Origin of the sequence: Nonomuraea spiralis (assembly GCF_014648435.1) — a bacterium.
Taxonomy (GTDB): Bacteria; Actinomycetota; Actinomycetes; order Streptosporangiales; family Streptosporangiaceae; genus Nonomuraea; species Nonomuraea spiralis.
Genome location: NZ_BMRC01000009.1, coordinates 1 through 26,095, shown reverse-complemented (window position 1 = coordinate 26,095; position 26,095 = coordinate 1). Strand labels below are relative to the sequence as shown.

Annotated in this window: 24 protein-coding genes and 1 pseudogene; 11 read left to right on the top strand and 14 right to left on the bottom strand. The window is 68.6% G+C overall.

The window, feature by feature from the left end:
- The first annotated feature begins 39 nt into the window (after positions 1-39).
- Together IEZ27_RS22960 and IEZ27_RS22955 are read left to right on the top strand one after the other, a co-directional pair.
- Positions 40-1,464: a serine hydrolase domain-containing protein gene (locus tag IEZ27_RS22960; protein WP_229824249.1), complete on the top strand. Its 1,425-nt coding sequence runs from the start codon at positions 40-42 to the stop codon at positions 1,462-1,464.
- Positions 1,465-1,493: 29 nt separating this feature from the next.
- A complete protein-coding gene (locus IEZ27_RS22955; RefSeq protein ID WP_125636031.1) occupies positions 1,494-2,216 on the top strand; it encodes a MerR family transcriptional regulator in 723 nt (240 codons plus the stop codon).
- A gap of 112 nt (positions 2,217-2,328) precedes the next feature.
- On the opposite strand, the gene IEZ27_RS22950 is transcribed toward IEZ27_RS22955, so the two are convergent.
- The 5 genes from IEZ27_RS22950 to IEZ27_RS22930 all read right to left on the bottom strand — a co-directional run bounded on the left by IEZ27_RS22950 (position 2,329) and on the right by IEZ27_RS22930 (position 8,160).
- Positions 2,329-2,778 carry a YbaB/EbfC family nucleoid-associated protein gene (locus IEZ27_RS22950; protein ID WP_189649123.1) on the bottom strand — a complete coding sequence of 150 codons (450 nt, stop codon included), beginning with the start codon at positions 2,776-2,778 and terminating at the stop codon, positions 2,329-2,331.
- A 2-nt stretch (positions 2,779-2,780) separates the two neighbouring features.
- Positions 2,781-3,677, bottom strand: a complete 897-nt coding sequence (locus tag IEZ27_RS22945) for a hypothetical protein (RefSeq protein WP_189649122.1) — start codon at positions 3,675-3,677, stop codon at positions 2,781-2,783.
- Positions 3,674-4,015 carry a hypothetical protein gene (locus tag IEZ27_RS22940; protein WP_189649121.1) on the bottom strand — a complete coding sequence of 114 codons (342 nt, stop codon included), beginning with the start codon at positions 4,013-4,015 and terminating at the stop codon, positions 3,674-3,676. The genes IEZ27_RS22945 and IEZ27_RS22940 overlap by 4 nt, the downstream gene beginning before the upstream one ends.
- 180 nt (positions 4,016-4,195) lie before the next feature.
- Complete coding sequence (locus IEZ27_RS22935; protein WP_189649120.1) at positions 4,196-6,775, bottom strand: CHAP domain-containing protein; 2,580 nt, start codon at positions 6,773-6,775, stop codon at positions 4,196-4,198.
- Positions 6,776-7,338: 563 nt separating this feature from the next.
- Complete coding sequence (locus IEZ27_RS22930) at positions 7,339-8,160, bottom strand: SDR family oxidoreductase (RefSeq protein ID WP_189649119.1); 822 nt, start codon at positions 8,158-8,160, stop codon at positions 7,339-7,341.
- Positions 8,161-8,293: 133 nt separating this feature from the next.
- Here IEZ27_RS22930 and IEZ27_RS22925 point away from each other — a divergent pair, with 133 nt between their 5' ends.
- Positions 8,294-8,758, top strand: coding sequence for a MarR family winged helix-turn-helix transcriptional regulator (locus IEZ27_RS22925; protein WP_229824248.1), 465 nt, complete (start codon positions 8,294-8,296; stop codon positions 8,756-8,758).
- Positions 8,759-8,804: 46 nt separating this feature from the next.
- On the opposite strand, the gene IEZ27_RS22920 is transcribed toward IEZ27_RS22925, so the two are convergent.
- The 4 genes from IEZ27_RS22920 to IEZ27_RS22905 all read right to left on the bottom strand — a co-directional run bounded on the left by IEZ27_RS22920 (position 8,805) and on the right by IEZ27_RS22905 (position 12,412).
- On the bottom strand, positions 8,805-9,974 hold the full coding sequence (locus IEZ27_RS22920; RefSeq protein WP_189649118.1) for an MFS transporter: 1,170 nt from the start codon (positions 9,972-9,974) through the stop codon (positions 8,805-8,807).
- A complete protein-coding gene (locus IEZ27_RS22915; RefSeq protein WP_229824247.1) occupies positions 9,971-10,318 on the bottom strand; it encodes an ArsR/SmtB family transcription factor in 348 nt (115 codons plus the stop codon). Before IEZ27_RS22915 ends, IEZ27_RS22920 begins: the two co-directional genes overlap by 4 nt.
- A 483-nt stretch (positions 10,319-10,801) precedes the next feature.
- The gene (locus tag IEZ27_RS22910; RefSeq protein ID WP_189649116.1) at positions 10,802-11,095 is read right to left on the bottom strand and encodes a hypothetical protein; all 294 of its coding nucleotides are present in this window, start codon (positions 11,093-11,095) and stop codon (positions 10,802-10,804) included.
- A gap of 369 nt (positions 11,096-11,464) precedes the next feature.
- On the bottom strand, positions 11,465-12,412 hold the full coding sequence (locus tag IEZ27_RS22905) for a hypothetical protein (RefSeq protein WP_189649115.1): 948 nt from the start codon (positions 12,410-12,412) through the stop codon (positions 11,465-11,467).
- Positions 12,413-12,938: 526 nt separating this feature from the next.
- On the opposite strand from IEZ27_RS22905, the gene IEZ27_RS22900 reads away from it, so the two are divergent.
- A complete protein-coding gene (locus IEZ27_RS22900; protein ID WP_125636013.1) occupies positions 12,939-13,130 on the top strand; it encodes a hypothetical protein in 192 nt (63 codons plus the stop codon).
- A 296-nt stretch (positions 13,131-13,426) separates the two neighbouring features.
- Here IEZ27_RS22900 and IEZ27_RS22895 read toward each other — a convergent pair whose 3' ends face one another.
- Both IEZ27_RS22895 and IEZ27_RS22890 read right to left on the bottom strand, forming a co-directional pair.
- Complete coding sequence (locus IEZ27_RS22895) at positions 13,427-13,972, bottom strand: hypothetical protein (protein WP_189649114.1); 546 nt, start codon at positions 13,970-13,972, stop codon at positions 13,427-13,429.
- 660 nt (positions 13,973-14,632) lie between these two features.
- Positions 14,633-15,127, bottom strand: a complete 495-nt coding sequence (locus IEZ27_RS22890) for an NUDIX hydrolase (protein ID WP_189649113.1) — start codon at positions 15,125-15,127, stop codon at positions 14,633-14,635.
- A gap of 274 nt (positions 15,128-15,401) precedes the next feature.
- Between IEZ27_RS22890 and IEZ27_RS22885 the strand changes: the two genes are divergently transcribed.
- The 3 genes from IEZ27_RS22885 to IEZ27_RS22875 all read left to right on the top strand — a co-directional run bounded on the left by IEZ27_RS22885 (position 15,402) and on the right by IEZ27_RS22875 (position 18,432).
- Positions 15,402-16,316, top strand: coding sequence for a carbohydrate binding domain-containing protein (locus tag IEZ27_RS22885; RefSeq protein ID WP_189649112.1), 915 nt, complete (start codon positions 15,402-15,404; stop codon positions 16,314-16,316).
- Between the two features lie 362 nt (positions 16,317-16,678).
- The gene (locus IEZ27_RS22880; protein ID WP_189649111.1) at positions 16,679-17,842 is read left to right on the top strand and encodes a phenylacetate--CoA ligase family protein; all 1,164 of its coding nucleotides are present in this window, start codon (positions 16,679-16,681) and stop codon (positions 17,840-17,842) included.
- The gene (locus IEZ27_RS22875) at positions 17,839-18,432 is read left to right on the top strand and encodes a TetR/AcrR family transcriptional regulator (RefSeq protein WP_229824246.1); all 594 of its coding nucleotides are present in this window, start codon (positions 17,839-17,841) and stop codon (positions 18,430-18,432) included. The genes IEZ27_RS22880 and IEZ27_RS22875 overlap by 4 nt, the downstream gene beginning before the upstream one ends.
- 83 nt (positions 18,433-18,515) lie before the next feature.
- Here the strand turns inward: IEZ27_RS22875 and IEZ27_RS22870 are convergent, their stop codons facing one another.
- Entirely contained in the window at positions 18,516-18,881 is a 366-nt protein-coding gene (locus tag IEZ27_RS22870; RefSeq protein WP_189649110.1) for a hypothetical protein, read from the bottom strand.
- A gap of 607 nt (positions 18,882-19,488) precedes the next feature.
- Between IEZ27_RS22870 and IEZ27_RS22865 the strand changes: the two genes are divergently transcribed.
- Positions 19,489-19,698 (top strand): hypothetical protein, encoded by a 210-nt coding sequence (locus IEZ27_RS22865; protein ID WP_189649109.1) that lies wholly within the window; start codon positions 19,489-19,491, stop codon positions 19,696-19,698.
- 12 nt (positions 19,699-19,710) lie between these two features.
- Here the strand turns inward: IEZ27_RS22865 and IEZ27_RS22860 are convergent, their stop codons facing one another.
- Together IEZ27_RS22860 and IEZ27_RS22855 are read right to left on the bottom strand one after the other, a co-directional pair.
- The gene (locus IEZ27_RS22860) at positions 19,711-20,454 is read right to left on the bottom strand and encodes an rRNA methyltransferase (RefSeq protein WP_189649108.1); all 744 of its coding nucleotides are present in this window, start codon (positions 20,452-20,454) and stop codon (positions 19,711-19,713) included.
- Between the two features lie 339 nt (positions 20,455-20,793).
- Positions 20,794-21,600, bottom strand: coding sequence for a TrmH family RNA methyltransferase (locus IEZ27_RS22855; protein ID WP_229824245.1), 807 nt, complete (start codon positions 21,598-21,600; stop codon positions 20,794-20,796).
- A 156-nt stretch (positions 21,601-21,756) separates the two neighbouring features.
- Between IEZ27_RS22855 and IEZ27_RS22850 the strand changes: the two genes are divergently transcribed.
- The 3 genes and pseudogenes from IEZ27_RS22850 to IEZ27_RS22840 all read left to right on the top strand — a co-directional run.
- Positions 21,757-23,973, top strand: coding sequence for a NucA/NucB deoxyribonuclease domain-containing protein (locus tag IEZ27_RS22850; RefSeq protein ID WP_189649106.1), 2,217 nt, complete (start codon positions 21,757-21,759; stop codon positions 23,971-23,973).
- Between the two features lie 93 nt (positions 23,974-24,066).
- Positions 24,067-24,678, top strand: coding sequence for a hypothetical protein (locus IEZ27_RS22845; RefSeq protein ID WP_189649105.1), 612 nt, complete (start codon positions 24,067-24,069; stop codon positions 24,676-24,678).
- Between the two features lie 678 nt (positions 24,679-25,356).
- A pseudogene (locus IEZ27_RS22840) lies at positions 25,357-25,618 on the top strand (ISKra4 family transposase); the annotation flags it as partial.
- Positions 25,619-26,095 lie beyond the last annotated feature (477 nt).

Here is a 26,095-nt window from a genome sequence, read left to right as displayed (position 1 = left end):
TTGACCTTGCCCCAGGGGCAGGGTCGGACGATGGCCGTCATGAGCAACAACGCACTGCGCGCAGTCGCAGCCCGGATCAGCGAGCAGGCCGCCGCCCACTGCGAGGCCGGCGACATCCCCGGCTTCGTGGCCGGCGTCCACCACGCCGGCGAGCAGATCGTCGTCGCCCACGGCGTCGCGAACGTCGCCACCGGCGCGCCGATGCTCCAGGACACCGGCTTCCTGCTCGGCTCCGTCACCAAGGTCCTGACCACCACGCTGGTCCTCCAGCAGGTCGAACGCGGAGTCCTGGACCTCGGCGCGCCCGTGGTGAGGTACCTCCCCGAGCTGGCCCTGACCGTGCCGGGCGCGGCGGACAAGATCCTGGTCCGGCACCTGATCTCGCACACCAACGGCATCGACGCGGACCTGTTCTTCCCCGACGCCAAGGGCCGCTACGCCCTGAAGACCTACGTCGAGGGTCTGGCGAGCGGTTGCGGCACCCTGTTCGAACCCGGCGAGCAGCTCAGCTACTCCAACGGCGGCATGATCGTGGCGGGCCGCCTGCTGGAGGTGGTGACCGGCCTGTCCTTCTCCGACCTGCTCGAACGCGACATCTACCGGCCCGTCGGCATGACCGGCTCCAGCACCTCGGCCGAGCAGGCCATCCTGCGCAGCACCGCCGTCGGCCACTTCCTCGACCCGGACACCATGGCGGCCAGGCCCACGGGCATGTTCACGCTGCCCGACACCTGGGGCCCGGCCGGAGGCACCCCCATCGGCACCGTCGCCGACCTGCTCGCCTTCGGACGCACCCACCTGGCGGGCGGGGTGTCCCCCACCGGGGCGCGCGTCCTGTCGGCCGGCTCGACCGCGCTGATGCAGGAGGTCTCGTACGACATGGACACCCCGAACGTCCCGCCCATGGGCCTGGGCTGGGTGCGCTACCCGTTCGGGGACACGACCGTCCTCGCGATGTCGGGCGCCTCGCCCGGCGGCGTGTCCATCCTGTGCGTCATGCCCGAGCACGACCTGGTCTTCGCCGCCTTCGGCAACACCCCGGGCGCGATCATGTTGCAGGACGAGCTCCTGCGGTGGCTCCTGACCGAACATCTCGGCGTCCGGATCCCCGCCCTGATCAGCGAGCCCGAACAGGACGTCGACCTCACCCCCTACGTGGGCACCTACCGCTCCGACCAGCTCCGCATCGACGTCAGCATCGTCGACGGCCGGCTTGAGGAGCGGGTGACCTACGAACCGGCGGACGCCTCGCAGGAGCACATCTTCACCGAGTTCGCCGGCGGCGCGACGTCCGCCCCGCCGCAGCGATACGTACCGATCCGGCCTGGTCTGTTCGCGCCCGCCGGATACCCGCCGGAGACGTTCGACGGCTACCTGCGGTTGCTGCTCGTCTCCTACCATGACCTCCGCGACGGCCAGGCGCGTTTCCGCAACGGCGGCGGCCGCCTGACCCGGCGCGCCTGACCCGACCGGCGACTGGAAGGATGTCCAGAATGATCACAATCGGGCGGCTCGCGGACTACGCCGGAGTGACCGTCAAGGCCGTCCGCCACTACCACCAGCGCGGCCTGATCGCCGAGCCCGACCGCGATTCCTCCGGCTACCGGCGCTACACCGCGCAGGACGCCGTCGACCTCATCAAGATCAGGACGCTGGCCGGCGCCGGCGTGCCGCTGGCCCGCGTCAAGGAGCTCCTCGACGCCGACCAGGACACGTTCGCGTCGGCCGTCGCCGAGATCGACCGCGACCTCCAGGAACGCATCGCGCAACTGCGGCGCACCCGCGACCAGCTCGCCCAGTTGCGCGACGGCGACCAGCTCTTCGTCTCTCCCGAAGTCGCCGGCTACCTCGACGACCTGCGCGAACTCGGCGCCGGCGAACGCCACATCCGCCTGGAACGCGACGGCTGGATCCTCATGCAGACCGCCTCCCCCGAGGACGCCGCCGTGTGGATCAGCGAGAAGCGGGAACTCATGGCCGATCCCGAGTTCCGTGCCCTCTGCCTCGAACACGACGCGGCCTACGACTGGTCGCCGGACGACCCCCGCCTCCTCCCCCTCGCGGACCGCACCATGAGGTGGTTCGCCGGCCGCGACAGCCGATCGGAGTCCCGTCCGGTCGACGACCCCGCCCTCGCCCAGCTGCTCGCGCAGTCCCTGCCCGGCGTCTCCTCCCCGGCCTGGGACCGCCTCTCGCGGCTCATGAAAGGCGAATGAGCACGGCCGGACGAGCGACACGATCGACGCGGATCAGGGCCGCGCACCGTGTCCGGGTCGTCCGGGTCGTCCGGGTCGTCCGGGTCGTCCGGGTGGTCCGGGTCGTCCGGGATTACGGGCGGGTCCGGGGCCGGTCGGAGTGGAGCAGGGCGCGTACCCGGTCGATGGTCGCGCCGGCGCGTTCCAGGTTCTCCTGGAGTGTGCCGGTCGCGGCGCGCAGTTGGTCGGCGACGAGCCGGCGGTCGGTCAGGAGGGTGTTGCCTGCGCCGAGAAGAGCCTCGGCCCTGGCGCGTTCCTCGTTCTCGGCCTGCTCGCGCGCCTGCTGGATCAGGCCGAGGATGGTCTCGGCGAGCCGGCCTGAGTCCATGCGCATGGCCCGCGGGTCGAGGCGCAGATCCCGTACGCCGGACGCGCAGCTGTACTCGACGCGCACCCAGCCGTCCTTCGACTCGGCGTGTGCCGTCGCGACGCCGCCGGTCGCACGGCCCAGCCGGCTGAAGAAGCCGTCGGCGTCGGCCGCGAGCCGCTCGGGGTCGAACCCGAGCACGTCCTTGAAGTCCATGATCACTCCCAGGGGAACGAGTACGAGCCGTCGGCGTTCTGCTCCGGCGTGAACCGGCCGGTGACCGTCTGGCCGCCGGTCATCAGGTCGTTGACCGCCTTGCCGCCCGCCACCTGCGACAGGCCGGGCGGCAGTGGCGAGCCCCCGCGCGCGCTCGACCAGGGGCCGGAGGACGGGAACCGGCCGCTGAGGCCATGAGCGGTCAGGTCGCGTTCGACGCGGTTGGCCGTGCCCCAGACCAGCATGGGCCCTTGGGCGAAGGTCGCCGCGGCGAGGTCGTTCAGGCCGCCGCGATCGCCGCGGACGGTCTCGGCGGCCACGTCGACCACCACCGCCGCGCCCAGGGTGGCGGCGCAGCCGTGCAGCAGCGCGTCGAGCATCGACTCCACCGCCTGGTAACCCTCGAAGAGCTTGATCAGGCACTGCATGGCCAGGAGCCGGGCCGAGGCCAGGCTGAGCGGCGTGACGGCCGCGGTCAGCACCCAGAGCGCCACCGCCGCCATGGCCGCCGCGACCAGGAACTGGAACAACAACATCGCCGCCAGCGCCGCCCCCGCCGTGTACAACACGATCGCGGTGACCACGGCGCGGATCTCGACCCCGCGCAGGTCGGCCAGGTAGGCGTCCATGCGGCGCTGGAAGGCCCGGCCGTCCTCGCTGCGCCAGTCCGTCACGGCCACTCCGGCGACGAGGGCCTCGACGTCCAGCCGGGTGGCGACCACGTCGTCGTGCGCCGACAACCAGGTGGTGGCCGCGTCGAAGAACGCCTGCGGATCGTACTGGTGGACGTACATCTTGCCGACGAACGGCCACGCCGCCGGAACGCCCAGAGCCGACAGCGTCACCGCCGCGCCCGTGCCCGTCATCAGGCCGTCCCGGCCCAGGGTCGTGAGGTTCACCGCCGGACCACCGCGCTGGCGCGTTCGGCGTTCTCCCAGGTCGTGATGGACGTGGTCATGCCGTCCTGGATGCGTACGACGTCCTCCACCCGGTGGCGCACCTCCACCATGGTGAACGCCTCGACCTCGCCGTAGGCCAGGGCCAGCGAGTACGTGAAGGAGGTGAAGGCGGACTCCGTCACCGTGAGCCCGGCCAGGCTCGGGAGCACGCCGTCGAGCGGCCGGGCGGCGTCGGGGAGACGGGACCTGAGCTCCCTGAGCCTCGCTCGTTCGATCTCCACGTCGTACGGGCCGGGAGGCTCGTCGGAGGGCAGCCATGGCGCTGGATTGGTAGGCATGTGTCGCTTTCGTCCGCATTGTTGATCTCCCCAGCCTCACCCTCAAGGGCCGCGACCGGGTGCGTTTTGACGCCATCCCTATACGAACTCAGCGCACCGCTTCACGATCTTGACGCCGCGGCGACGACGGGCCGGGAGAACCCGGACCGGTCGCCCGTGGCGGCCGGTCCGGGTGAGCGGTCAGAGGTCTTCGCGTGGCATGACGAAGTGCCGCAGGTCAGGGGCGATGATGGAGCCGGCCTGCCCGGCGGTCATCACCTCGTTGACGGTCATGAAGTGGAACCTCCCCGTCTGCGGGTCCCAGACCCGGAAGCGGGTGGTACCTCCCTGGGTGGCATATCCGTGGATGGGCAGCCAGTGCCGAAGAAGGCTGTTGACGTTGCCGACCCATGGCAGGTTCGCCGACTTGGCCAGCAGCAGCGTCGGCTGGCCGCGATCGATGAACCGCCTGATGCGGGCCATCGTACGGTCGATGAGACCCGCGTCGTTGTCGTTGATGTTCACCAGCTCGTTGTTGTTGTACTGGTAGCCCACGATCTTGACCGGGTAGTCGGCCATCTTGTTGGGCAGCGTGCCGTACACGCTGGTGCCGAGCACGCCGTCGAGCTCGCCCTGGCTCGGGACGGGGTCCGCGCCCGTGCTCGCGAGCACGGCCTGAAGCGCGGAGGGGCCGCAGTAGGTCGCGTACGACTGCGCCCATCCGCGGAAGGGCAGGTCGCCCAGGTTGCGTACGACGGTGGCGCCGTTGAAGTTGTAGACCACCTCGGCGGTGGTGCCGCCGATGCCGCGCTGCTGCCAGGGCGTCACGCACTTGCGGTACGTGGACAGGGTCAGCGCCGACTCGCATCTGTACCGGTAGGTGGTGGTTCGGCCGTTGGGCAGGTCGGGTGTTCGCAGGGTGATGTCGGCCCGGTTGACGCCGCCCACCGACCTGATCATGGCCACGACCCGCACCCACGGACCGGGCGACCAGGACGGGGTGTCGGGATTGCGGTTGTTCTCCAGGCAGGTCTTGAACTCGGGGAGCAGGCCGCTGCTCCACTCCGTCTGCGTGCAGATCATCGCGTTCGCGTCCTCGGGGAAGCCGTCCGAGGGGGCCCAGGCCGTGGAGGAGTCGGCGATCGGCGAGACGACGCCGTAGATCGGGTAGTTGTGGCCGCCCGGCTTGCTGCCGTACGGCGAGAACGGGCCGACGAGGCGGACCTCGTCGTGGAAGTTGCCCTCGATCGTGGTGATCCGGCCGTCGGGATAGACGTCGACGACCACCCCCACGTGCTCGCTGGCCGAGGCGCCGTACCCGAACAGGACGACGTCGCCGGGCCGGGCGTCGGAGAGGGCGCGCACGGTGCCCCGGTTGCGGCCCCAGGAGTAGAACGTGCCGCTGTACGGGAGGAAGACGTCGATGCCCGCCTGCCGCCACGTCCAGCTCGCGAACATGCTGCACCACGCCCAGCCGCACTTGACCGTGCCGCCCGCGCCGTACGGGTTGCAGTTGTCGCCCCACTCGGACACGCCGAGCTGACTGTAGGCGGCCTGGACGATCTTGTACCGCATGTCGCCCTGCCCGACCGACCCCGCGCCGGGCGGCAACGGTGTCGCCGGGTTGCCGTTGCCGCCTCCCGCGGGCTTGGGATCGTTGTCGCAGCGGTTCATGATGATGTCGCTGGAGCCGGTACGCACGTAGTAGTCGGCCACCCACAGGTCGTCCGAGGTGAGGTCCCAGACCGCCGATCCGCCGTAGTTGAACTGGCCATAGGCCTGGCACTTGATCGTGACGTAGGTGCCGCCGCCGTACCGGTCCTCCTCCCTGGCGGCGCTGAGGCTCTTGCCGTGATAACCGTTGAGGGTCGTGCGCACCAGGAAGCGGTTGCCGCCGCCGGAGCCGGGGCCGTCGCCGTCGCAGCGGTTCATGACGATGCCGGTCGAGCCGGTACGCACGTAGTAGTCGGCCACCCACAGGTCGTCGGTCGTGAGGTCCCAGATGCTGGAGCCGCCGTAGTTGGCCTCGCCGTACGCCTGGCACTTGATCGTGATGTACGACCCGTCCGCGTATCTGTCCTCTTCCCTGGCGGCCGACAGGCTCTTGGCGCGGTAGCCGTTGAGGGTCGTCCGTACCAGGAACTGGCGTCCGCCCGCGGTGTTGGTGCCGCCGGTCGCGATGCCCAGGGAGGAACAGGAGGGCATGCCCGAGATCCAGCCGTCCGTGCCCGTGGTGACGTAGGCGTCCGGGATCCACAAGCCCTCGCCGGTGTAGTCCCACAGGGTGCTGCCGCCCGCGGCCAGGCCGTACTCCTGGCATTTGATGAACACCTGGCTCTCGCCCAGGTAGGCGTCGGTGCGCACGCGGTCGTCGGGGTTGGGGCTGCCGCGGCCGTCCACGTCGATCTTGACCTTGTAGGGGCCGTGGGGCGAGCCCTTGGCCGCGTTCCCGTCGATGCCGATCGACAGGCAGCGGGGCACGCCGGACAGGAAGCCGGTGGTGCCGGTACGGACGTAGACGTCGGGGACCCACAGCAGGTCGGAGGTGTAGTCCCAGATGGTGCTGCCACCCACGGAGGGGCCGGTGTCCTGGCAGCGGATCATGATGTCGGCTTCGGCGAGGTAGGCGTCGGTGCGGATCCTGTCGTTCGGATCCATGCTCCCGCGACCGTCGATGGCGGTCTTGGCTTTGTAGGGGCCGACGTCGGCGAGCGCGGCTGTGCCACCGACGGCGACCATGGCTAAGCAGAGCAGGACAGCGAGAAGGAGCTTGAGTCGCACGACTGACTCCGAGAGGGGGGGTGTGAGTAGGACTCGTGATCGTAAATCGCCACCGCACGGATGGCAATGACAACCCCCCGCCGAGCAGGACGATCAGGCTTGATCGTCGCGTCACACCTGCCCGGCGTACCCGTCTGAAGAGCCGCGACTCCCGCCTCGCCCGAACCGAGGCCGCTCACCTCAACCACCCGTGGAGACGAGAACCGCCCGAGACCAGGAGCCAGAACCTCCCCTTTTGGGATCACGAACACCGACCGGCGATGATCCCCCTACGCGGAAGCGGTGCCATGGCCAACCTCCTGCGCGACGGCGACCCACCCCGAATGGGCCCCGGCCGGTCTCCTGCACACGTGGTGGGCCCTTCGGCTGGTCACCTTCCTGGCCTGGCCTCTCCTCTGGGTCGAGTGGACGACACTCCTCACGACACCTGGCCCTGCACGTGTCGGTCGTGCCGACGGCGGTCGTCACCGGTCTGTTCGTCCGGCGGCTGAGCACCATGCAGGCGTCCGGAGTCAACAGCTGACCACCGAGCACCCGTACGCCCCAGGCGGGCACCGTGCACGTCAGCCGAGGAACGCCGCCCGGTTCTCCTCGGCCCAGGAGGCGAACGTCCGCGCGGGTGTCCCGGTCAGTTCCTCCACGACCGAGGTGAGCTCGACCGGACGGCCGTCGCAGCCCTGCCAGTAGTCCAGCAGGGCGTCGGCGAAGGTCCCGTCCATGTACTGCGCCACTTCGGCCTTCCACTCCTGCCTGGTGACGGGCCTGATCGCGATGTCCCGCCCGGTGACGCGCGAGAGGGTCCCGATCTGGTCGGTGAACGTGAGCGACTGCGGCCCGGTCAGTGTGTACGCCCTGCCGCCGAGCGCGGGATCGGCCAGGACGGCGGCCGCCACCGCCGCGACGTCCGCCTCGTGGATGGCGTCGACGTGCGCGTACGGGTAGGGCAGGCTGATGGGCGTCCCCGACCTGATCGGCCACGACCACGCCATCGCGTTGCCGCAGAAGGTGCCGGGCCGCAGAACGGTGCTCGGCACGGGCGAGGCGGCCAGGGCGCGTTCCGGGACGAGATGCGAGGTGGCCAGGGGGCTGCCGTCGGGGTCGGGCGTGAGCACGGCGGCGGAGGACAGCAGCACGATGTGCTCGACCCCGGCCGTCGCGGCCGCCGAGGCGAACTCCTGCGCGTGGGACGGTTCGGCGTACAGGAACACCGAGGTCACGCCCGCCAGGGCAGGGGCGAAGGTGGCCGGGTCGCCCAGGTCGCACCTGACGACGGACGGGTCGGCGGGAGCCTTGGAAGCCGGCCGTACAGGCAGGCCCTGCTCGCGCAGGAGGCCGATGAGCGCGGTCGCGACAGCGCCGCGAGCGCCCGTGACAAGAATGGTCATGTCAGTACAGATCCCTTCACCGAGGTGCTCCGCGACCTGAGCGCGGCACCTGTCGATAGAATAGAAGCGTGACACAGACATTGCGTCACGCAAATATTGTGTGACGAACATTATGGGGAGTATGGAGCCGCACGTGTCAAACCGAGCCGAGATGCTCAAGCGCATCACCGACGAGAGTCAGCGCCACTACGCGGCCTACACCCTGTTCAACCAGGCCATGGCCGACCAGCTCGGCATCCACCCCACCGACCTGCAATGCGTGGCCCTGCTCGACCTGGAGTCGGGCCCGATCAGCACCGGCGAGATCGCCCGCCTGGCCGGCCTCACCCCGGGATCGGCCACCCGCCTGGTCGACCGCCTGGACAAGGCGGGCCTCGTCGTACGGCACGCCGACCCGGCCGACCGCAGGCGCGCCCTGGTCGCCCTCACCCCCGAGGCCCGCGCCCGGATCGGTGCGGCCTGGGACGCGCCCGGCAGGGCGTTCGTCGAGATGCTCGACCGCTACGACGACGACGCACTGGCCCTGATCGCCGACTACCTCCACCAGGCCGCCACCGTGGGCCGCGCGCAGGCGCAACGCCTCACGACCTCCGGCTAGCCGCGACGGCGATCGTCCCCACCAGCGTGTCGTACGGGTCGCCCGCTCAGTCTGCGGCCTCGCACGCGAGGCGGGCGGCGGGGTGACGGGCGTGCCCGATACTGAGCCGGCAGGTGAGCAGCAACGCCAGGGCTGCGGGGATCAGCGCCCATGCGGACAGATCGCCCGGATCGACGCCGTCGGCGAGCAGGCCGCTGCCCGCGGCGGCTCCCGCGGCGGACCCGAGATACATCGCCGCCATCTGGAACGCGACGATCGGCATCGCCCGCTCGGGCCAGGCTCCGGTCAGGGCTTGTTGCAGGGTGGGAACGCTCGCCCACCCCGCCGCACCCCACAACGCCGCCGCGACGAGCCAGGCCGCCGGGGCGGCGGAGAGCCAGAAGACGGCGAAGCCCCCCAGGAGCACGGCGGGCAGGACGATGAGCAGCGTACGAGGCCCGAAGGCGTCCAGCGGCCTGCCGACCAGGGCGGAGCCGGCGACTCCACCGATGCCCCAGGCCCACACCAGCGCGAACCCCCAGCCCTGGAGCCCTCGCGCCTCGGCCATGGGCAGCAGGTAGGTGTAGAGCCCGAGACTGGCCACACCGAGGAGGAACGCTGCAGCGATCCCGACGAGCGTCCTCGCCGAACGCAGCACCGCGAAGGCGGGACCACGCGAAGCGGGCAACGACGGGATCGTACGTGCCTTGACGGCCAGGGCCACCATGCTGAGCAGGCCGACGGCGACGACCAGGGCCATGGTCCATCGCCAGCTCAGCCGGTCGCCGATGAGCATCCCGACCGGCACTCCGGCGACCGTCCCGGTGGACAGGCCGAAGGTCACCATGGCCATGGCGCGACCCCGTTCATGGTCGGCGACCATGGCCGCCGCGGCTGCGGTCGCCACAGCGGTGAGCACGCCGGCGCCGGCGCCCGCGATCACCCGCGAGGCGAGGAACACCTCGGTCCCCGGCGAGACCACGGTGACGAGGTTGCCGAGATTGAACACACCCAGCGCGATCAGCAGCGCCCTCGCGGTGCTCCCGCGGATCAGCGATCCGGACAACAACGGTCCCGCCAGGGCGTACGCCGCGGTGAAGGCCGTCACGCCCAGGCCGACCGCCGCGACCGTCGTGGCGAGCGAATCGGCGATCGAGGGCAGCACCCCGGCGAGAACGTACGCGTCGATCCCCAGTGCGATCGCGGCGGCGACAAGCGGCCAGACGCGGCGGATCACGCGTCCTCCTGCGCTGGAGCGGCTTCCTGGTAGCCGTTGAGCACGGTGTCGATCAATCCGGGGAACCGCGCCTCCAGGTCGTCGTGGCGAAGCTGGATCAGGCACTTGCGCCCTTCGGCACGGACGAACACCACTCCGGACTCGCGCAGGAGGCTGGTGTGATGTGTGAGCGTCGAGCGCGGCAGGTCCGGGCCCAGCTCGATGCTGTCCACCTCGCCGCGTTCCGCGAGCATCCGCACCATCGACAACCGCAGCGGCTCACTCAACGCGAACAGCACGCGCGGGATCGCGATCTCATCAACCTCGGGATGCTGGTACACCCGTGACGGCGCCAACAGAACCACCTTCAATCGTTCGACAATTTTCGCACGATGATAGTGCGAGAATTCCCGAACGATCAAATCGGCCCGCAGGCGGTGCGACAGCTCCGAAGCAGGCCAGGTCGCACGAAGGGCCGGTTCGACAAGGCGCCCGACAGCCGCCTGGCCGGCCCGCCCTCATGGATCCTCTGCCGCCATCGCCCACGGTCACCCGCCAACCGCCCCGTTCGGGGGCGATCAGGCTGGCACTCTCCTCAGCCCTCTGACCGCCGTGGACGACAGCGGGGAAATCAGAATCTCCATCTGCGGCGAGGGCGAGCTGCCCTTCCGGCGGAGGCGCCCGTGCGGATGGTCACGGTCGATGAAGTCCCCAGCTCGCAGTGCGGGGCAGCGGGGAGTGACCGACTCTCCGCCACGTCAGACGGCCCATCGTGCCTCGGCGATCAGCGCCCGGAACTCGGATGATCACCCAGGCGTTGCGGCCGGCATGCCCGGTGCGCCTGCTGATCAGGGGATGTACACCTCGTAGTAGAAGCCCGGCAGATAGGGGCCACCCCCGCGGAACCAATGACAGTAGACGAGCCCGGTGTATTGACCGTTCTGCGCAGCGTCCTCAAAGGCGACATCGCAGGCGGCCAGGGTCTGGTACGGGCCCTGCAGATACCAGTCCGGTGTGGGCCAGCCCGCACCGGCCACGGACGCGCTGGTCTGGGTGGCGGCGAAGGCAGGTGCGACACCAGCCAGAACACTGGCGCTCAGAGCCGCGGCGAGGAGAACGGCATGTAATCGGCGGATCTTCATCGCAGGTGACTCCTCACATTTGGGAAGGAGAACACATTCAGGTGAGCACCGGCCACGAGCCATCGTCAAGACCTGGAATCAACACAGCCTCCCGCCGCCGATCGCGCCCACGAGAACCCCGAACGAGCATCCACCACGCAGGTCCCCTTCCTACGCTCCCGCGCCGCCCCCCTCAGCGCCGGAGCCGGTCGGCGCGGCCTGCCGTGGCCGACCACGGCAGGCCGCGGCGGAGCACCTGGTTCTCGTGACACACCAGTAGCTCACCTGCATCGGAACAGATCAGAGCAGACCGGCATCACCACGAGGCCGCAAAAGCACCGAGCCAACCGATGGACCAGCGACGACAACACCTCGCGACGGTGGTCGGGGTTACCAAGTCACCGCAAGTTCGCCCGCGAGGAACTTTCGCGCGTTCTTGATCTGCGCCTGGTTGATGACCTTTATACGGTCCAACCGAGCCTGATTCTTCGCGATGATTCTTTGCTGGCTGTCGCGGTAGGCCGCCTGTCGTGCGCCTGAGTAGTTCGTCGCCATTCTGCACGCCGCGTCGGCGCTCGCCGTCGCAATCTCCGTCGGCGTCCGGGGTTTGGGAAGCTGATCAGTCGCCGCGTTGTAGGCCCATCTCGGATCTCCCCTGGCGGCCAGGGTGTCCGGGTAGTCGAAGCCCGCATCCTTCATGCAGTCGCTCCATACCCGCTCGGCCTCGCGGATGCGAGCGTCCTTGTACGCGCCATCCGCTGCGTCGTCGGCCAGCACGAACAGGTCCTGCTCCACGCGCACTCCGGCGGCCTTGCCGCCGAGGAGTTCCGGGGCCCCTTGATCAAGGAGCGCTTCCGTCCTGCCCATGCATCCGCCGGCAGGTACGGTCTTACCGTTGAACTTCCGCCTCTTGCCCTCGATGAGGATTGCCTGCTCATCGGTCACGGAATACCGCGTGAAGTTCTCGACGAGTCGTGCGGGCGGACCGGCGTAGCCGTACTTCTCCACTTGCAGGTCGCCCAGCCAGGCGAGGTAATCGGCGTTCCCGTGCCGCTCGGTCCGGCCGGGGGACGGCGGAGGAGGCTTCAACTCCACACCGAACGTCCGGGTGCAGTCGGCGAGCATCATGAACCGGGCCCTGTCAACGATCTTGCGATCGGCCGCGGACAGATCGTAGGCGTCCAGCGGGAGCGTGAAGTCGGCGGCAATGCGCGGAGTTGGAATCGCGCTCGCGGCGCCTTCTTCCCCGGCTGTCGCGCAACTCGTTGCGCCGATGACCACGAGAAGGCCCACCAGCAGACGGCCCGCATTGGTCGCAGCGATCACGGCGAAACCCATCCGCTAGATGAAGGCATTCCGCAGATGTTGCCACTCGGAGCCGCCGCGGGGAGTCCTATTGATCGTTATGTGATGAGTGGGCACCGGACCGCTGACCCGTTGAATCAGGTCAGGCGAGGGGACGACCCGGCTTACCGCCCGAAGACCGATCGGCAGCCTCCAACGAGGCTGCTCCGGCTTCGGATGATCATGAGGACGCGCTCGGCCGCCATCAGAACGCCGTGGCGCCCCTGCGGGGGCTGGACCGTGGCCGCCGTGCACTGGCCGATCCGCGGCTCGACCACATCCCGAACAATGCCATTGGCGCCCGGCCGGGTTTCGCGACCGGCTCACCATTCGACTGTGCCTTTGGCGCCCCCCTGCGTCGGGAATGCTGACGGCCTTGTTGTCCTGCCCAGTCTTCCCGGATCCCACCTCACGCCCCGGTCGGCCCGTCACCTCCCGTGTCGGCCAATCTACGGGCATGGATTACGCAAGCCGCGCTGTCGCCACAGATGTCCTGACCAGGCCGACCTACGCTTCCCGCATGGCTTTTGTTATCCCAGAGATCAAGGTCGGCCTGGCCGAACTCGGTGGCGGCCCTGACTCCTGGTGCTCAAGGTGCGGCAAGCGTGCGACCCTGTACTTCGTTGATCCGGCAACCGGAAGACCCACGTACGTCTGCACGGCCGACGCCGGCGCCGAGGTGGAGGCAATGCTCCTGCGCTCCCCCGACTAGGCGAACCACCACCGCGGTGTCAGCCCTTCGCGCCAGGCGTCCCACGCCGTCCGAACGTCACTCCGGATCACACCACCGACGCGAACCGTCGCGCGACGGCCGGGAGCCGGGCGACCTGGCGGTGGAGCACAGCCGGCTGATGCCGCGGCGCACGCGGCATCCGTCCGCCTGGTGATACCGGTCGAGGCCGGTCGCAGTGGGAGGTGCGGATGCCGGTGCCGCCGTCGTTCTGATCGGCCACCTCGAAGCTCTGCGGGCGCCGGCCCTTCAGGGAGCTTCAGGTGTTACGGGTGAGGTCAGCCGACGGTGAGGTCGCCGCGGTAGCCGATGCTCTTGGCGCCGCCGAAGGGGCCGCCGACGGTGCACTTGAGGCTGCCGCGGAACAGGTCGGCGCTGAGGTGGGCGGAGAACTTCTCACCGTCGAGGGGGCCGCCGACGACCTGGCCGGACAGGGTCACCTCGCTGGCGATGTTGCTTTCGAAGTTCAGGTCGAGGTCGCTGCTGGCCTTCCTGCCGTCGTCCAGGGTCCAGTCCAGGGTGCCGGTGCCGTGGCCGGTGCCGCCGCCGCCGAGTTCGCAGGTGAGCCAGACGCCGCTGAAGTTCGCGGTGAGCCTGGCCTCGTCGATGCCGAGGCCGGTGGAGTCGCGGCAGGAGCCGTTGGCGCCGCGGATCTCGATGTCCTGTTTGAGGGGGACGATCTGTACTCCGGGCTTGAAGTACATGGTGCCGGAGGTGTCACAGGTGACGCTTCCGGCGGCGTAGGCGGGCGTGGTGAGGGAGGTGAGGCCGGCGGTGGCGATCACCGTGGCCAGCAGGGCGGCGACGCGAGGGAACTGTGACAAGGGAACTCCTCTGGGGGTGCTGACCGGGCGCCTGTGTCATCGCTTTGAAAGCACCCGGGCGGTCCCTCCCACCATTGCGACTACTTACAGTAGTTGCAAGACCGCAAACAGTTACTCTCAGTAAGGCGACTATCGCCGTGACGCGAGCCCGACGGCTCCTGCCACCCGCGCCACCGCCGATCGCCGCCGCCTGATCACCGCAGGACCGGGCCGTCCGGGCAATCTCCTGTTGACCGGCGACGCCGCGTACTGCTTCGACCCCCTCTACGCCCAGGGCATGACCACCGCGGCGTTCGGCGCGGTCCTCCTCAGCGACTGCCTGAAGGGCGGCCATGAACCCGCTGACCTGGCCCGGCGCTACCATCATCGGCTCGCAAGAGCGAACCGTACCTTCTGGCACATGGCCCCCCGGCGGCACCTCCGGGGCCTCGCCCGCGCGGGGCTTCGCGGCCCGATACCTGAGCCGCCTGTGGGCGGCAGGCACCCGAGACCCTGAGGTCCACCTGGCCTTCCTCCAGGTCTTCACCGCCCTGCGAACCCCGCTCAGTCTGTACGCGCCCTCGACGTTCCTGCGTGTACTCATGCCACGGCCACCTCGCCGAGACTCCCGCCAGACCTGAAGCCGCGGCCCGGCGTCCTGGGGGTTCCAGTGGGTGTTCGTCACTCAGCCGAGCGGCCAAGGTATCGGCGCAGGGCTTCTCGCCCACCTGGAACGAAGGGCCCTCGGTCGACCACGGTTCGCAGCTCGGGCTCCGTGAGCCAGGCATGCCAGGCGATCTCGGACGGATCCGGAGACAATGGCTCGGCGATCAAGGCCTCGTGCACCCCGAACCAGACAGGGCCGAGCCCGTCCCGGCACAGGAACTTGAACAAGAAGCGGACCGGGACGCCGGCACCCAGTTCCTCGACCAGTTCGCGGGCCGCCGCGTCCTCGTACGACTCGCCCACGCCCACGGCGCCGCCGACCAGCACGTCATAGTGGCCGGGAAAACGAACATGCACCTCGGCTCGGCGCAGCACGAGGATTCGCCCCGTCGGATCGCGGCAGATCGTCGTCGCGATCCGATGGATCCACCGCCGACGCACCGCCTCCGCGCGCTCCACGACGTGCAGCACGCGGTCCTGTTCATCCACCCGCTCGATCAGCTCACCCACGCAGCACACGGTCGCAGACGCCACCGACAACCCGGCCTGGGATCACCCCACTACGCCGAGCGGCCGCGATGACGCTCACCGCCGGTGCTCGACCAGGGCGTCCATGCCCAACGGCATGCGGCCTGATCATCTACGTCCGGGCCGGTGACGCAGCCGTTGACGGCACCCCGGGATGGCCACCCGCAGCGGGGTTGGCCCAACCGCACGACTACGAATTGGCTCTGTCCTGCTGGTGACGTCCTTCCTAAGATCATTTTTCATGAATTCTCTTTCGATGCGTCTCATCGCCGTCGGCGCCTTCGTGGCAATGGCCGCGGCGGCGACTCCCGCGTACGCCGCCGCGCCCGCCGGCGACGTCGTGGTGAACGGCTCGCTGGACAGCGGGGTCAAGGGTTGGTGGGCCTCCAAGAACACGCCGATCAAGGTGACGGGCGGGCGGTTGTGCGCCCAGGTCCCCGCAGGTGGTGACAACGTGTGGGCCGCGATGGTCGGGCAGAGCGGCATCGCGGTCCGGGCCGGACAGACCTACCAGTTGAGCTTCGAGGCGACCGCTACGAAGACGACGAGGATCAGGTCGGTGGTCCAGGGCAGCGGCGAGACGCACGCCGCGATCGTGGACGGCTACCCCGAGGTCGGCGACAGCCCGAAGAAGTTCACCTATGCGGCCACGGCCAAGGTGTCGGACTCGGAGGCCCAGGTGTTGTTCCAGGTGGGCGGCGCGGACACGCCGTACACGTTGTGCCTGGACAATGTCTCCCTCGTGCCCGTGCACCAGAGTGTGGTGAACGGCTCGCTGGACAACGGGGTCAAGGGTTGGTGGGCCTCCAAGAACACCCCGATCAAGGTGACGGGCGGGCGGTTGTGCGCCCAGGTTCCCGCGGGTGGTGACAACGTGTGGGCCGCGATGGTCGGGCAGAGCGGCATCGCCGTGGAGGCCGGGAAGACGTACCGGCTGAGCTTCAAGGCGTCGGCGACGCGGACGGCGAAGATCAGGTCGGTGGTCCAGGGCAGCGGTGAGACGCACGCCGCGATCGTGGACGGCTACCCCGAGGTCGGCACCGGATCCAGGACCTACGCCTACCAGAACACCGCCAAGGTGTCGGACCAGGAGGCCCAGGTGTTGTTCCAGGTGGGCGGCGCGGACGCGCCGTACACGTTGTGCCTGGACGACATCCTGCTCACCGATTAGTACGCCGGGCGCAGCGGTCCGGCCGTCCGGGCGGACCGCTGCGCCCCGCCCGATTCTGTGGGTGACGGCGTGGCATCCCAGCCATGGCAGCGTCCGCTCTGCAGAGCCGTCCGCAATCTGGCGATGGATCTGGGGGACCGCCACTACAACGGGCACCGACCGCACCACCGGGGCTGGAACGGTCGAGCTTTCGGCGCCGACGAAGTGCCGGACGCGGGAGATCGCCAGGAACAGAATTCACTCCGCACTAGATCGTCGAGCACGCCCGCACCGGTTCGCCCTACTACCGCGACCTCTACAGCGGCCTGCCTCCCGGCGTCGACGACTCCTCATCCCTGCCCGTCACCGGCAAGAAGGCGCTGATGGCGCACTACGACGACTGGGCCACCGACCGCGAGGTGACGCTGGCACGGGCGCGCGCCTTCGCCACCGATCCGCAACTGGTAGGTGGACGGTTCCTCGGCCGATACCTGCTGGTCACCACCTCAGGCACCACAGGAAACCCCGCGATCTTCGTCAAGGACGATCGGGACATCGCCGTCAACTACGCCCTCAGCATGCGGATGATGGGGTCCTGGCTGAACCTCGCCGACATCACCCGGATCGTGGCAGGCGGCGGACGGATGGCCATCGTGGCCGCGACGAACGGCCATTTCCTGGTCTCGGCCGGCGCCGCCCGCATGCGCGCACACCGGCTGCAGCGCAAGTCCATCCGCCTCTTCTCCGTGCACACCCCTCTCCGCGAACTGGTCGAGGCGCTCAACCAGTTCCGCCCCGCCCTCCTGCTCGGGTACGGCAGCGTCCTCAACATGCTCGCCGCCGAGCAGGAGTCGGGACGGCTGCACATCGCGCCGGTAGTGGTCGAACCCGCCGGCGAGACGCTGACCAGCGGCGACTACGCGCGGATGGCCCGCGCCTTCGAAGCCAAGGTACGCGACACCTACGGCGCCAGCGAGTGTCCCTTCCTCACCGAGGGCTGCGCGTACGGCTGGTACCACGTCAACAGCGACTGGGCCTTGGTCGAACCGGTCGAAGCGGACTACTCCCCCACCCCGCCGGGCAGGCCGTCCCACACCGTTCTGGTGACCGATCTGGCCAACCGCGTACAGCCGATCCTGCGCTACGACCTCGGCGACAGCGTGCTGCAGCGGCCTGACCCGTGCCCGTGCGGCAACCCCCTGCCGGCCATACAGGTACAGGGACGCGTGGCCAACCTGCTCACGTTCGCCACCGCACGGGGCGAGGTCGTCATCGCGCCGCTGATGCTCAACACCCTGGTGGACCGCACGCCTGGAGTACAGCTCTACCAGATCGTCCAAACCGGTCCGGCGAGCTTGCGCATACGGATGCTGCCCGTGCCCGGGGCGGATCCGGAAACCGTGTGGAGCACGGTGCGTGACGGGATCGGCGGCCTGCTCGCCGACCACAAGCTGGACCATGTCATCCTGGAACGCGCTGAGGAGCCGCCGCAGCAAGCCCCCGGCGGAAAGTACCGGACGGTCATCCCGCTGAAGGATTTCGCATGATGTCAGATTCCGAGCAGCCCGGCCTGCGGGAGCGCAAGAAGGCCGGCACTCGCGCCGCCATTCAGCGACATGCGCTGCGCCTGTTCCGCGAGCAGGGTTACGACGCCACCAGCGTCGAGCAGATCGCCCAGGCGGCCGACGTCTCGCACCGGACGGTGTTCCGCTACTTCCCGACCAAGGAAGCGCTGGTCACCCTCGATGACTACGACACCCTCATCGCCGAGGCGTACGCGGCCCAGCCGCCGGAACTCGGTCCGGTGTCGGCGCTGCGCAACGCCTTCCGGGCCGTGTTCACCGACCTGACCGACACAGAGGTCGCCGCGAAGCGGGAGCGCCAGGCGCTGGTGCTCAGCGTCCCCTCGCTGTGGGCGGCCAGCCTCGCCAACATCACCAGGACCAAGCAGACACTCACCGAACTGGTCGCAGCCAGGCTCGACCGTCCGCGACACGACGACCAGGTGCGGGCCGTCGCGGGCGCGGTGTTCGGCATCCTGCTGTCGGTCTGGCTGGACTGGGCGCAGGACCCGGAAATGGACGCCCCGGCGCTGCTGGACAGCGCGCTCGCCCATCTGGAGAGCTCTGTGAACTAGAGCTGTCACGACGATGCTGCGTGTCTGCGCCACATGCATCGACGGTCGGCGGCAAGCGGAGGGACACCCAAGAGCGTCAGCGATCATGTGCATGCCCTTCCGGACCGGTCGCAACGGGTGCCGCTCGCGCGCCACGAGCGGTCCCCCGGGAGGCGCCGCGTCAGACGAGCTTGCGGTGGATCCAGGACGGGATCGCCTGGGCAGGTCTGCCGGTCGAAGATCAGCTCAGACCGGGTGCCGTCGCCCTCGTCCATGGCGACGGCCAGGCCAGGGCGGCCGGCGGCGTCCACGGCGTCGTCGATGAGCACGATGCCGTCCAGCTCAGCGGCGACCTGGTACAGCGCGGCGCCCAGACTCGGACGTACCACGGACTCGCGGACCAGGCTCTGGAGGGAGCTCCAGATGCGCAACGGCTCCTCGCCCGTCTCGGCCACGATCTTCGCGCGCACCTGGGCGGGGTCCGTCGGCCAGGCGGCCAGCCGAGCGTAGGCCGGCCGGCTGGGGCAGCCCGACGACGCCGAGAGGATGCCCTCGACGCCGTGGTCCCAGAAACGCCGGGGCGCCGGTCTGCGGCTGACAGGCCCTGTGTACGGCTGGCTGCGCTGGACCAGCGTCTTGGTGTGGACGTACTGAGCTCACCGAGCGGAGGGGGTCGTACAGCTCAGAAGAGAGCACCAGACTGAAGGACACCCCGGTACCGCGCGGGCTTCGGCGCGGCTCTGTCCCGCTTCGAAGTCGTCGCAGGACGCTTTACCTGTGGGTCTTCGGCCGGCTGGTTCGGCTGAGCGGAAGTGAGAAGGCCAGGAACAACCGAGCTCGTGGTGCTTCGGCACGAGGTGGCAGTACTGCGGCGCCAGGTCGCCCGGCCGAAGCCGGACCGGGCCGATCAGGCGGCCCTGGCCGCGCTGAGCCCGACTCCTGCCGCCCGAGCCATGGGCTCACGCGCTGGTCACGCCAGGCCCCTCCTCACGTGGCATCGCCGCCGGCCTGATCCGTGGTCGGGACGCCAAGTCCACCGCCGTCTTTGATGAGGTCTTCACCGGCGAGGGTGTCACGGTGACGAAGACCCCGCCGCGGACGCCCCGAGCCAACTGTCACGCCGAGAGCCGGGTGCGCACCGTCCGAACCGAACGCACCGACCGGATGCTGACCTACGACGAACGCCACCCTCGAACGGCCCTGGAGGAGTACGCCAAGGTGCTCAGCGGAGCGCTGAAAGATTACGGGACCGATTTCCAAAAAGGCAGGATCACCAGTCGGGAGTAGTGAATCTCCGGGTCAGGTGGAAAACTGCGCGACTTTCAGCAACGCGACCGACCGGGTGCCGATGCGGAACTCTTTCCTGGGCCGGGGGCCTGTGCCCAGCGGCACCTTCCGCCCGCGCGCCGTCACCGCGAGCACCGCCTCGCCGGGCAACACCGACGCCACGTTGCCGAGCATCTCCGGCACGCCGGCCTCGCCGTGCCCACCCAGCCAGCTCGTCTGCTCCCCGTAGGGGACATCCGTGATCACGATGTCCGGGGTGGTCGCGGCGGTCACCGCCGCCAGCTCGTCGCGGTCGAAGACGTCAGCCCGCCGGACCAAGGACGGAAGGGAGCCGCCCGCCGCCGCGAGCCCGCCGCCGAGCCTGCGTGCCGCTCCGGCGGCCTCCAGATAGGAGGGCTTGTCAAAACGTTCCGCGCGTTCCTCCAGAACCCGTGCCCGAGCTTCCAAGGCGTCGGGATCGAGCAGGAGCAGATTCTCGGCGGCGAGATCGAGCGCGTTCGCAGAGATGTCGCTGGCGACCAGCGAGGCGATCAGCCGTCGATGCAGCAGCCCGATCACCGAGAGCAGATGGCCGCTGCCGCAGCACGGATCCCAGACGACCGCCGGAGCGTCGCCGCCGCGCAGCGTCAGAGCGCGCAGGAAGATCTCCGAAGCCAGGCGGACCGGGAAGGCTGGGAATCCGGGCGCGGAACGCAGGACGGAACCACTGGCGAGGTCCGAGTAGTCGCCCTTGGTCAGGACGTGGCGGTAGCTCACCCGGCTTCCTTCCCGATCAGACTCTCCCCGATCCGATCTTAGACGCCTCCCGTCCCAGGCCAAGCCGTATGGCCCGCTCCACGGGCGCGCAGAGCCCGTCCGGCCGGTCGCCGTGGCCGGCGGACGGCCCTCTCCAGCGTTGTCGGTGTGTGTGCGAGCACCGACGAGCTGAGCGTAGGCGGCGTGCAAACGTGCGGTGTCGGCGCTGCGGACGAAGGGCTCCTCGTCACAGAAGCCGAGGCGGACCGCTTCCTTGTCCCGGCTTGCGGCATCGTCGTGGTCCATGTGGAGCTGCTTCCACAGCGAAGCCGTAAGGCACCGTCGAGTCGTACGAATCCGTCACGTCGGGAACCCCCGCTGCCGGACGACCTCATAGAGCATGAGCGTGCCCGCCGAGGCGGCGTTGAGCGAGCTGGCCGCGCCTCCAATGGGGATGCGCACGATCTCGTCGCACAGCTCGCGCCAGCGGGAGCTCATGCCGGCGGTTTCGTTGCCGACCACCAGGAGGACAGGCCCTGTGAGGTCGCATTCGGTGACCAGGACGTCACCGCGTTCGTCCGTACCGACGATCTTGATGGGCAGGCCCCGCTCGCGCTGTGCCGTCACCCAGTCCAGTACCTCCGTCGGGGAGGACGTGCGGACCGCGGGAAGCCGAAACAGTGAGCCCGTGCTGGCCCGTACGGACTTGGGGTCGTAGACGTCGGCGGCGTGGCCGGTGACGATCAGGCACGAGGCGCCGAAAGCGTCGGCGGAACGGAGCAGCGTGCCGATGTTGCCCGGGTTCGTCGGCCTGTCGAAGGCAAGCCCGAGGAAGTCGTCGCCCGCAGTCAACCGGCCGAGGTCGTCGGGCCGTAGGGCACCAACGGCGATCAGTTCCGGAGCCCCGGACTCTCGTTCACCGAGCTCTCGCAGGAGTTCCGGTTCCACCCCGACCGACTGGACGCCACTCTCGCTCAGGAGGTCCTCGGCCCAGGAGGACAATTTCTGCCCGAGCGGATAGAGGAGCCGGCGCAACGGCCAGTCGTACTCGACGGCCAGAGAGATCGGCCGGACCCCGTGGATGAGGAACTCCCCAAGGCGCTGGCGCTTGGTACGGTTGGTCAGCAGCGCCTGCCACTCCTGGAACTGGGCGTTCCGGCTGAGCACCTGATCTCGCACACTGGCCCGTGAGCGCGCGTCGTCCGCCCCACCCCTGTGGCCGCCGCCTTTACGGCGCGACGAAGCGAAGCCCCCACTGTTCGGCATGCGGCAATTTTAGGGGGGCACAGACAGGATCCAGGACCGCCCCCCAAGGTGCGAGCCGTGACGATGACCGAATCCACCGTGGCGACTTTCACCCCGTCGGCGCCGTTGTCCACAGGCGCCACCTACACGGTCACCGCCGGCGGAGGGGCCGACGCCGCTGGAAACGTCCAAGCTCCTCATGTCTGGTCGTTCAGCACGATCGCCGCACCCGCGGCCGAACCGGTCAATCCCAACCCGTACTTCGAATCCACCATTGAGCCGTGGGAACCCTGGGTCAACTCGCCCACCGTGACGAGGTCCACCGGCAGGGCGCACCAGGGTGTGGCGTCGGCCAAGTTCGTCCCGGAGAGCGATTTCTGGGGCTTCGCGGCAGAGCTGTTCGAAGTCCCGGCCAGCGGGGATTACCAGCTGTCCGGCTGGTTCCAGCCGGCCACCACGGACCCGATGGAATACGGGTTCGACTTCGGCGTCGAGTGGTACGACGCCGACTTCGAGCAGGTGGGCGCGGACAACTTCGTGGGTGACCCCACCGTCGGCCAGTGGCAGGCGGTGTCAGGGACGGTGACCGCCCCCGACGACGCCGCGTGGGCGGTGCTCTACACGGGCGGCGCGGCCACGATGTACTTCGACGAGATCATGCTCGTTCCGGGCGCCGGACTCTCCTCGGCGAAGGCCGGCGCGGTCGTCCGTAAGCCGCGGCAGCACGGCCCTGCGAAGCTGCTCACCACCAAGGGGGCGAAGCCGAAGAAGAGCGCGACCCGGCGGACCGACGGCGATGCCGCCACGGCCACCGCCGCCACGGCCACGACCCCGTTCAGCTACGACCACATCTCGATGGAGCAGTGCCTGGAAGCGGCGCGGCAAGCGGGCCTCGACCCGGGGATGGGGCGCGGGAATCTGGCCCAGCTGGTCGTCAGGCCGTACAGCGCCTGCTGGAGCCGCTACTTCAACGCCATCGACTACGTGTACGCCGCCAAGGTACGCAAATGGCTTCCGAAGAAGGCGAAGAAGGGCCTTCAGTGGTCGTCGGTTCGTCTGCAGTTCCAGGCAACCTGGGTCATGCACACCTACCTGGGCGACGCCACGGGCGGTGGAGTCGAGAACGGCGGCACTTCCGGCGTCAAGCCTCAGCAGATCAAGATGTGGACCAAGATCAGCAACATCAAGGCCTACGATCCGGTGGGCAATGTCACCGACGTGGACGACGATGAGTTCCTACGGCTGGAGGTCAAGCCGACGGGCGATGCCGGCTCCCGGTGCACGATGACCTCCGGATCCAATCGCGAGACGACGGTGGGCGGCTGGAAGTCGGACGGGGACGACGAGTTCGTCTTCACGATGCAGGACACCGACGGCGACAAGGCGGACAAGTGCACCTTGCGCCCCACCATGATCGATGTCGATGACGAGTGGACCTACAGGCCGATGGACCTGTGGAGCCAGGTCGTCTACGACGAGCAGGGGCAGGTGATCGGCAAGCGCACCGGCGGAGGCGACCCCTCCGGGAACGACCCTTACGAGAAGCCCTATACGCCGCACGTACGGTGTGACTGGTTCCGCACCGCAGGCGGTGACGCCGAAGGCGAGTCCCTGACTCGCACGGCGACGGCCAGCGCGACGAGCGGCGTGCACGTCGGCGCGTGCATCTTCCCTCTCGCCAAGCGGATCTTCGTGATGTCCAAGAGCAAGGACGCCAGCTTCCTGCAGGTCATCCAGCACATCGAAGCCGCGTTGAAGCTCACGGGCACCAGCGACAACAGGTACACGGTGCCGCCGCTGCGCGACAACGAGACGCAGGACCCACCGGTCAAGGGCGTTTTCGGTACCGAGAAGCCCAAGATTATTCCGGGCAACTGGGCGGCCCCCAAGGGCACCGACCCGAACCAGGTGGAGCCGGGCGACCCCCTCACCAAGGACAAGTCCGGCAACCAGCCGAAGAACCGGAACGTCTTCTCCCGGTCGTTCAAGGTGGGCACCACCAGCTACACCAGCTACTGCCAGTACTACTTCCCTGAGAACTACAAGGAGCCGCTGCTGTCGATGCTCGATCCGGTGTACAAGAGGGCCGAGTGCGACGAATACCCCTTCGCCTCGACCAAGGACGGAGCCGGCTATGCGGCGGACAGGGGCATGAAGAACCATTACTCTCTCCGTGCGGTCGGGAAGAGCCACAACAGCACCGCTCGCGGTAGCCACGGGAAGGTCCTGAAGAGCTTCTACGACCGCAACCGCGTTCTGCCCGACGACAAGTTCTGGGTTTGGATCGTCAACTGATCCCAGAATCGCCCTGATCTGTGGACGCCGTGTCCGGAGCGCCGCCTCGGCGGCACTCCGGACACGGTCGCCCGACCACATGGAGAAGACGAGATGACCGACATTCGAACCGCGCTGCCGGAGTGCGACCAATATGAACTGCTTGCGGCGCACGGGTTCGACACCACCTTTTTCGGGCTCTGGATGGAACGGGACGACCTCGACGAGCTCGCCGAGCTGATGCGCCTCGACCCGCGATCCCGGCGCGATGTGCGGCTGATTCAAGAAGCGGCCACGATGACGGACCCGTCCGTCCCGATCGACGAGAAAGACAGGCTCTGGATCGGCCCCCACAGTCCCGGCTGGTCCGTGGTGATCGGCGTCAGCGGTCCGGAAACAGGTGGATGGTGGCTCAGTTCGGGAAACCGTGCGATGTTCATGGTCGACTGGGACCGGGAAATCGACGGCCTCTCCGACCTCGCCTATTACCGGGACGGAAACGTGGTCGCCGAGATCCCGGCTTTTCCCTCCGGCGAATTCATGCCCGGGCCGGAATTCGAGCCCTATGCCCACGGTCTCCCCCGAGGCGAAGACCTGAACGCGGGCGAGGAGAAGCTGGCGCACGCCTTTCTCACCGTCGTGGGACGGATGACGGGCCGCTTCCTCGACGAGGACTGGTTCCATACTGTGGGCCGCGCCTATGGCGTCCCGTCCCCTTCGGCCTGAGTTGTTCTGCCCGAGCTGGTTAACGCTTGTCCACCGGTTGGCAAGGTGCCTGTTCGGCCTGCTGGCAGTGCTGGTCCGCTCTGACCTGTCCAAGGACGCTGAGCTGCTGGTGCTCCGTCACGAGATGCCAGTGGGCGGCGGTCTTCCCGGTCACGGGCCTTCCCTCTTGCACGTGGACACCTTGGAGACTGGATCTTGAGGTCCAGGGGAAGAGATGTCCCTGATGGTGATGAAGAACTACCCGCCCGAGTTCAAGGCCGACGCGGTGGCGCTGGTTCCGTCGAGGCCGGACCGGACGATCACGTCGACCGCGCGGAATCTGGGGGCAGCCGCGAGACGCTGCGGGTGTGGGTCCGCGCCGCGCAGGCTCGGGGTGAAGGCGGGCATCCAGCGGCCGGCGTGGTCAGGTCCGGCAAGGACACGTCGGCCGGGCACCTACCCTCGGACGACGTCCCGGAAGAGGAGAACAGGCAGCTCAGGGCGCGGATCCGGGAGCTGGAGCAAGAGCGGGACATCCTGCGTAAGACGGCCAAGCTTTTCGCGAACGAGACAAGCTCCGGCCCTGCTGGCCGGGCACACCGGCCACTTCGTCACCGCGTTGTCCAGACCGCCACCACGGCCGCCCACCACCGCGACGGCATCGGCGCGTGCATCCGCTACCTCACCAACAACCTTGAGTATCTGTGCTACGACCGGGCGCTGGAGGCGGGATGTCCCGATCGCGACCGGCGTGATCGAAGGCGCCTGCCGCCATCAGATCGCCGACAGATTCGACCTTGCCGGGGCACGCTGGGGCCTGGCCGGAGCCGAAGCCGTCCTGAAACTCCGCGCCCGGATCGACAACGGTGATCTCGACGAATGCTGGCGTTTTCACCTCGCCCGGCAACACGAACGGGTCCACCGGAACGACTACCAGGACGGATACTCCCTCACGCCTTGATCGCTCCAGTCACTGAGAAAGAGCTACCCCCTTCCGCGATGGCCCGCTCAAGCCGCATGCCATGGCTTACTTGTGGCACCCTCCGCTCGTCTCGTATGCCAGGGCTTCAGACGATCAAGCGCGGGGGAAGTCCCCGGCATCGCCTTGCTCGAAGAGGTCCACGATCAGGCACACGACAACCCGGGCCAACTGGTCCTTCAGTAGGAGCCACACCGATCCCCTTCAACCCTCCTACGGGCTGATAGTTATTTCAGCCCCAAACTGGCGAATTTTCTCTGACACATCTCGGGCAACGATGAAACTCTTACTGCGTGTCGTTCAGGTGGATATAATCATGGACCTCTGATATTGAGGGGAATTCTGAGCAGATCACTGAGGTGATCTCAGAGAAATAATTCGGACGATTGCGGATTTCCGGGACGTCGGCGGTGGCGTTTCCGGGCCTTTCGGGAGAAGTCGTCGAAGGCCGGAGGCAGA

Coding starts and splice junctions, on each gene's coding strand:
- IEZ27_RS22960 (WP_229824249.1), top strand. CDS start 40: ATGAGCAACAACGCACTGCGCGCAGTCGCAGCCCGGATCAGCGAGCAG.
- IEZ27_RS22955 (WP_125636031.1), top strand. CDS start 1,494: ATGATCACAATCGGGCGGCTCGCGGACTACGCCGGAGTGACCGTCAAG.
- IEZ27_RS22950 (WP_189649123.1), bottom strand. CDS start 2,778: ATGGACTTCAAGGACGTGCTCGGGTTCGACCCCGAGCGGCTCGCGGCC.
- IEZ27_RS22940 (WP_189649121.1), bottom strand. CDS start 4,015: ATGCCTACCAATCCAGCGCCATGGCTGCCCTCCGACGAGCCTCCCGGC.
- IEZ27_RS22930 (WP_189649119.1), bottom strand. CDS start 8,160: ATGACCATTCTTGTCACGGGCGCTCGCGGCGCTGTCGCGACCGCGCTC.
- IEZ27_RS22910 (WP_189649116.1), bottom strand. CDS start 11,095: ATGAAGATCCGCCGATTACATGCCGTTCTCCTCGCCGCGGCTCTGAGC.
- IEZ27_RS22905 (WP_189649115.1), bottom strand. CDS start 12,412: ATGGGTTTCGCCGTGATCGCTGCGACCAATGCGGGCCGTCTGCTGGTG.
- IEZ27_RS22900 (WP_125636013.1), top strand. CDS start 12,939: ATGGCTTTTGTTATCCCAGAGATCAAGGTCGGCCTGGCCGAACTCGGT.
- IEZ27_RS22885 (WP_189649112.1), top strand. CDS start 15,402: ATGCGTCTCATCGCCGTCGGCGCCTTCGTGGCAATGGCCGCGGCGGCG.
- IEZ27_RS22880 (WP_189649111.1), top strand. CDS start 16,679: ATGGCGCACTACGACGACTGGGCCACCGACCGCGAGGTGACGCTGGCA.
- IEZ27_RS22875 (WP_229824246.1), top strand. CDS start 17,839: ATGATGTCAGATTCCGAGCAGCCCGGCCTGCGGGAGCGCAAGAAGGCC.
- IEZ27_RS22845 (WP_189649105.1), top strand. CDS start 24,067: ATGACCGACATTCGAACCGCGCTGCCGGAGTGCGACCAATATGAACTG.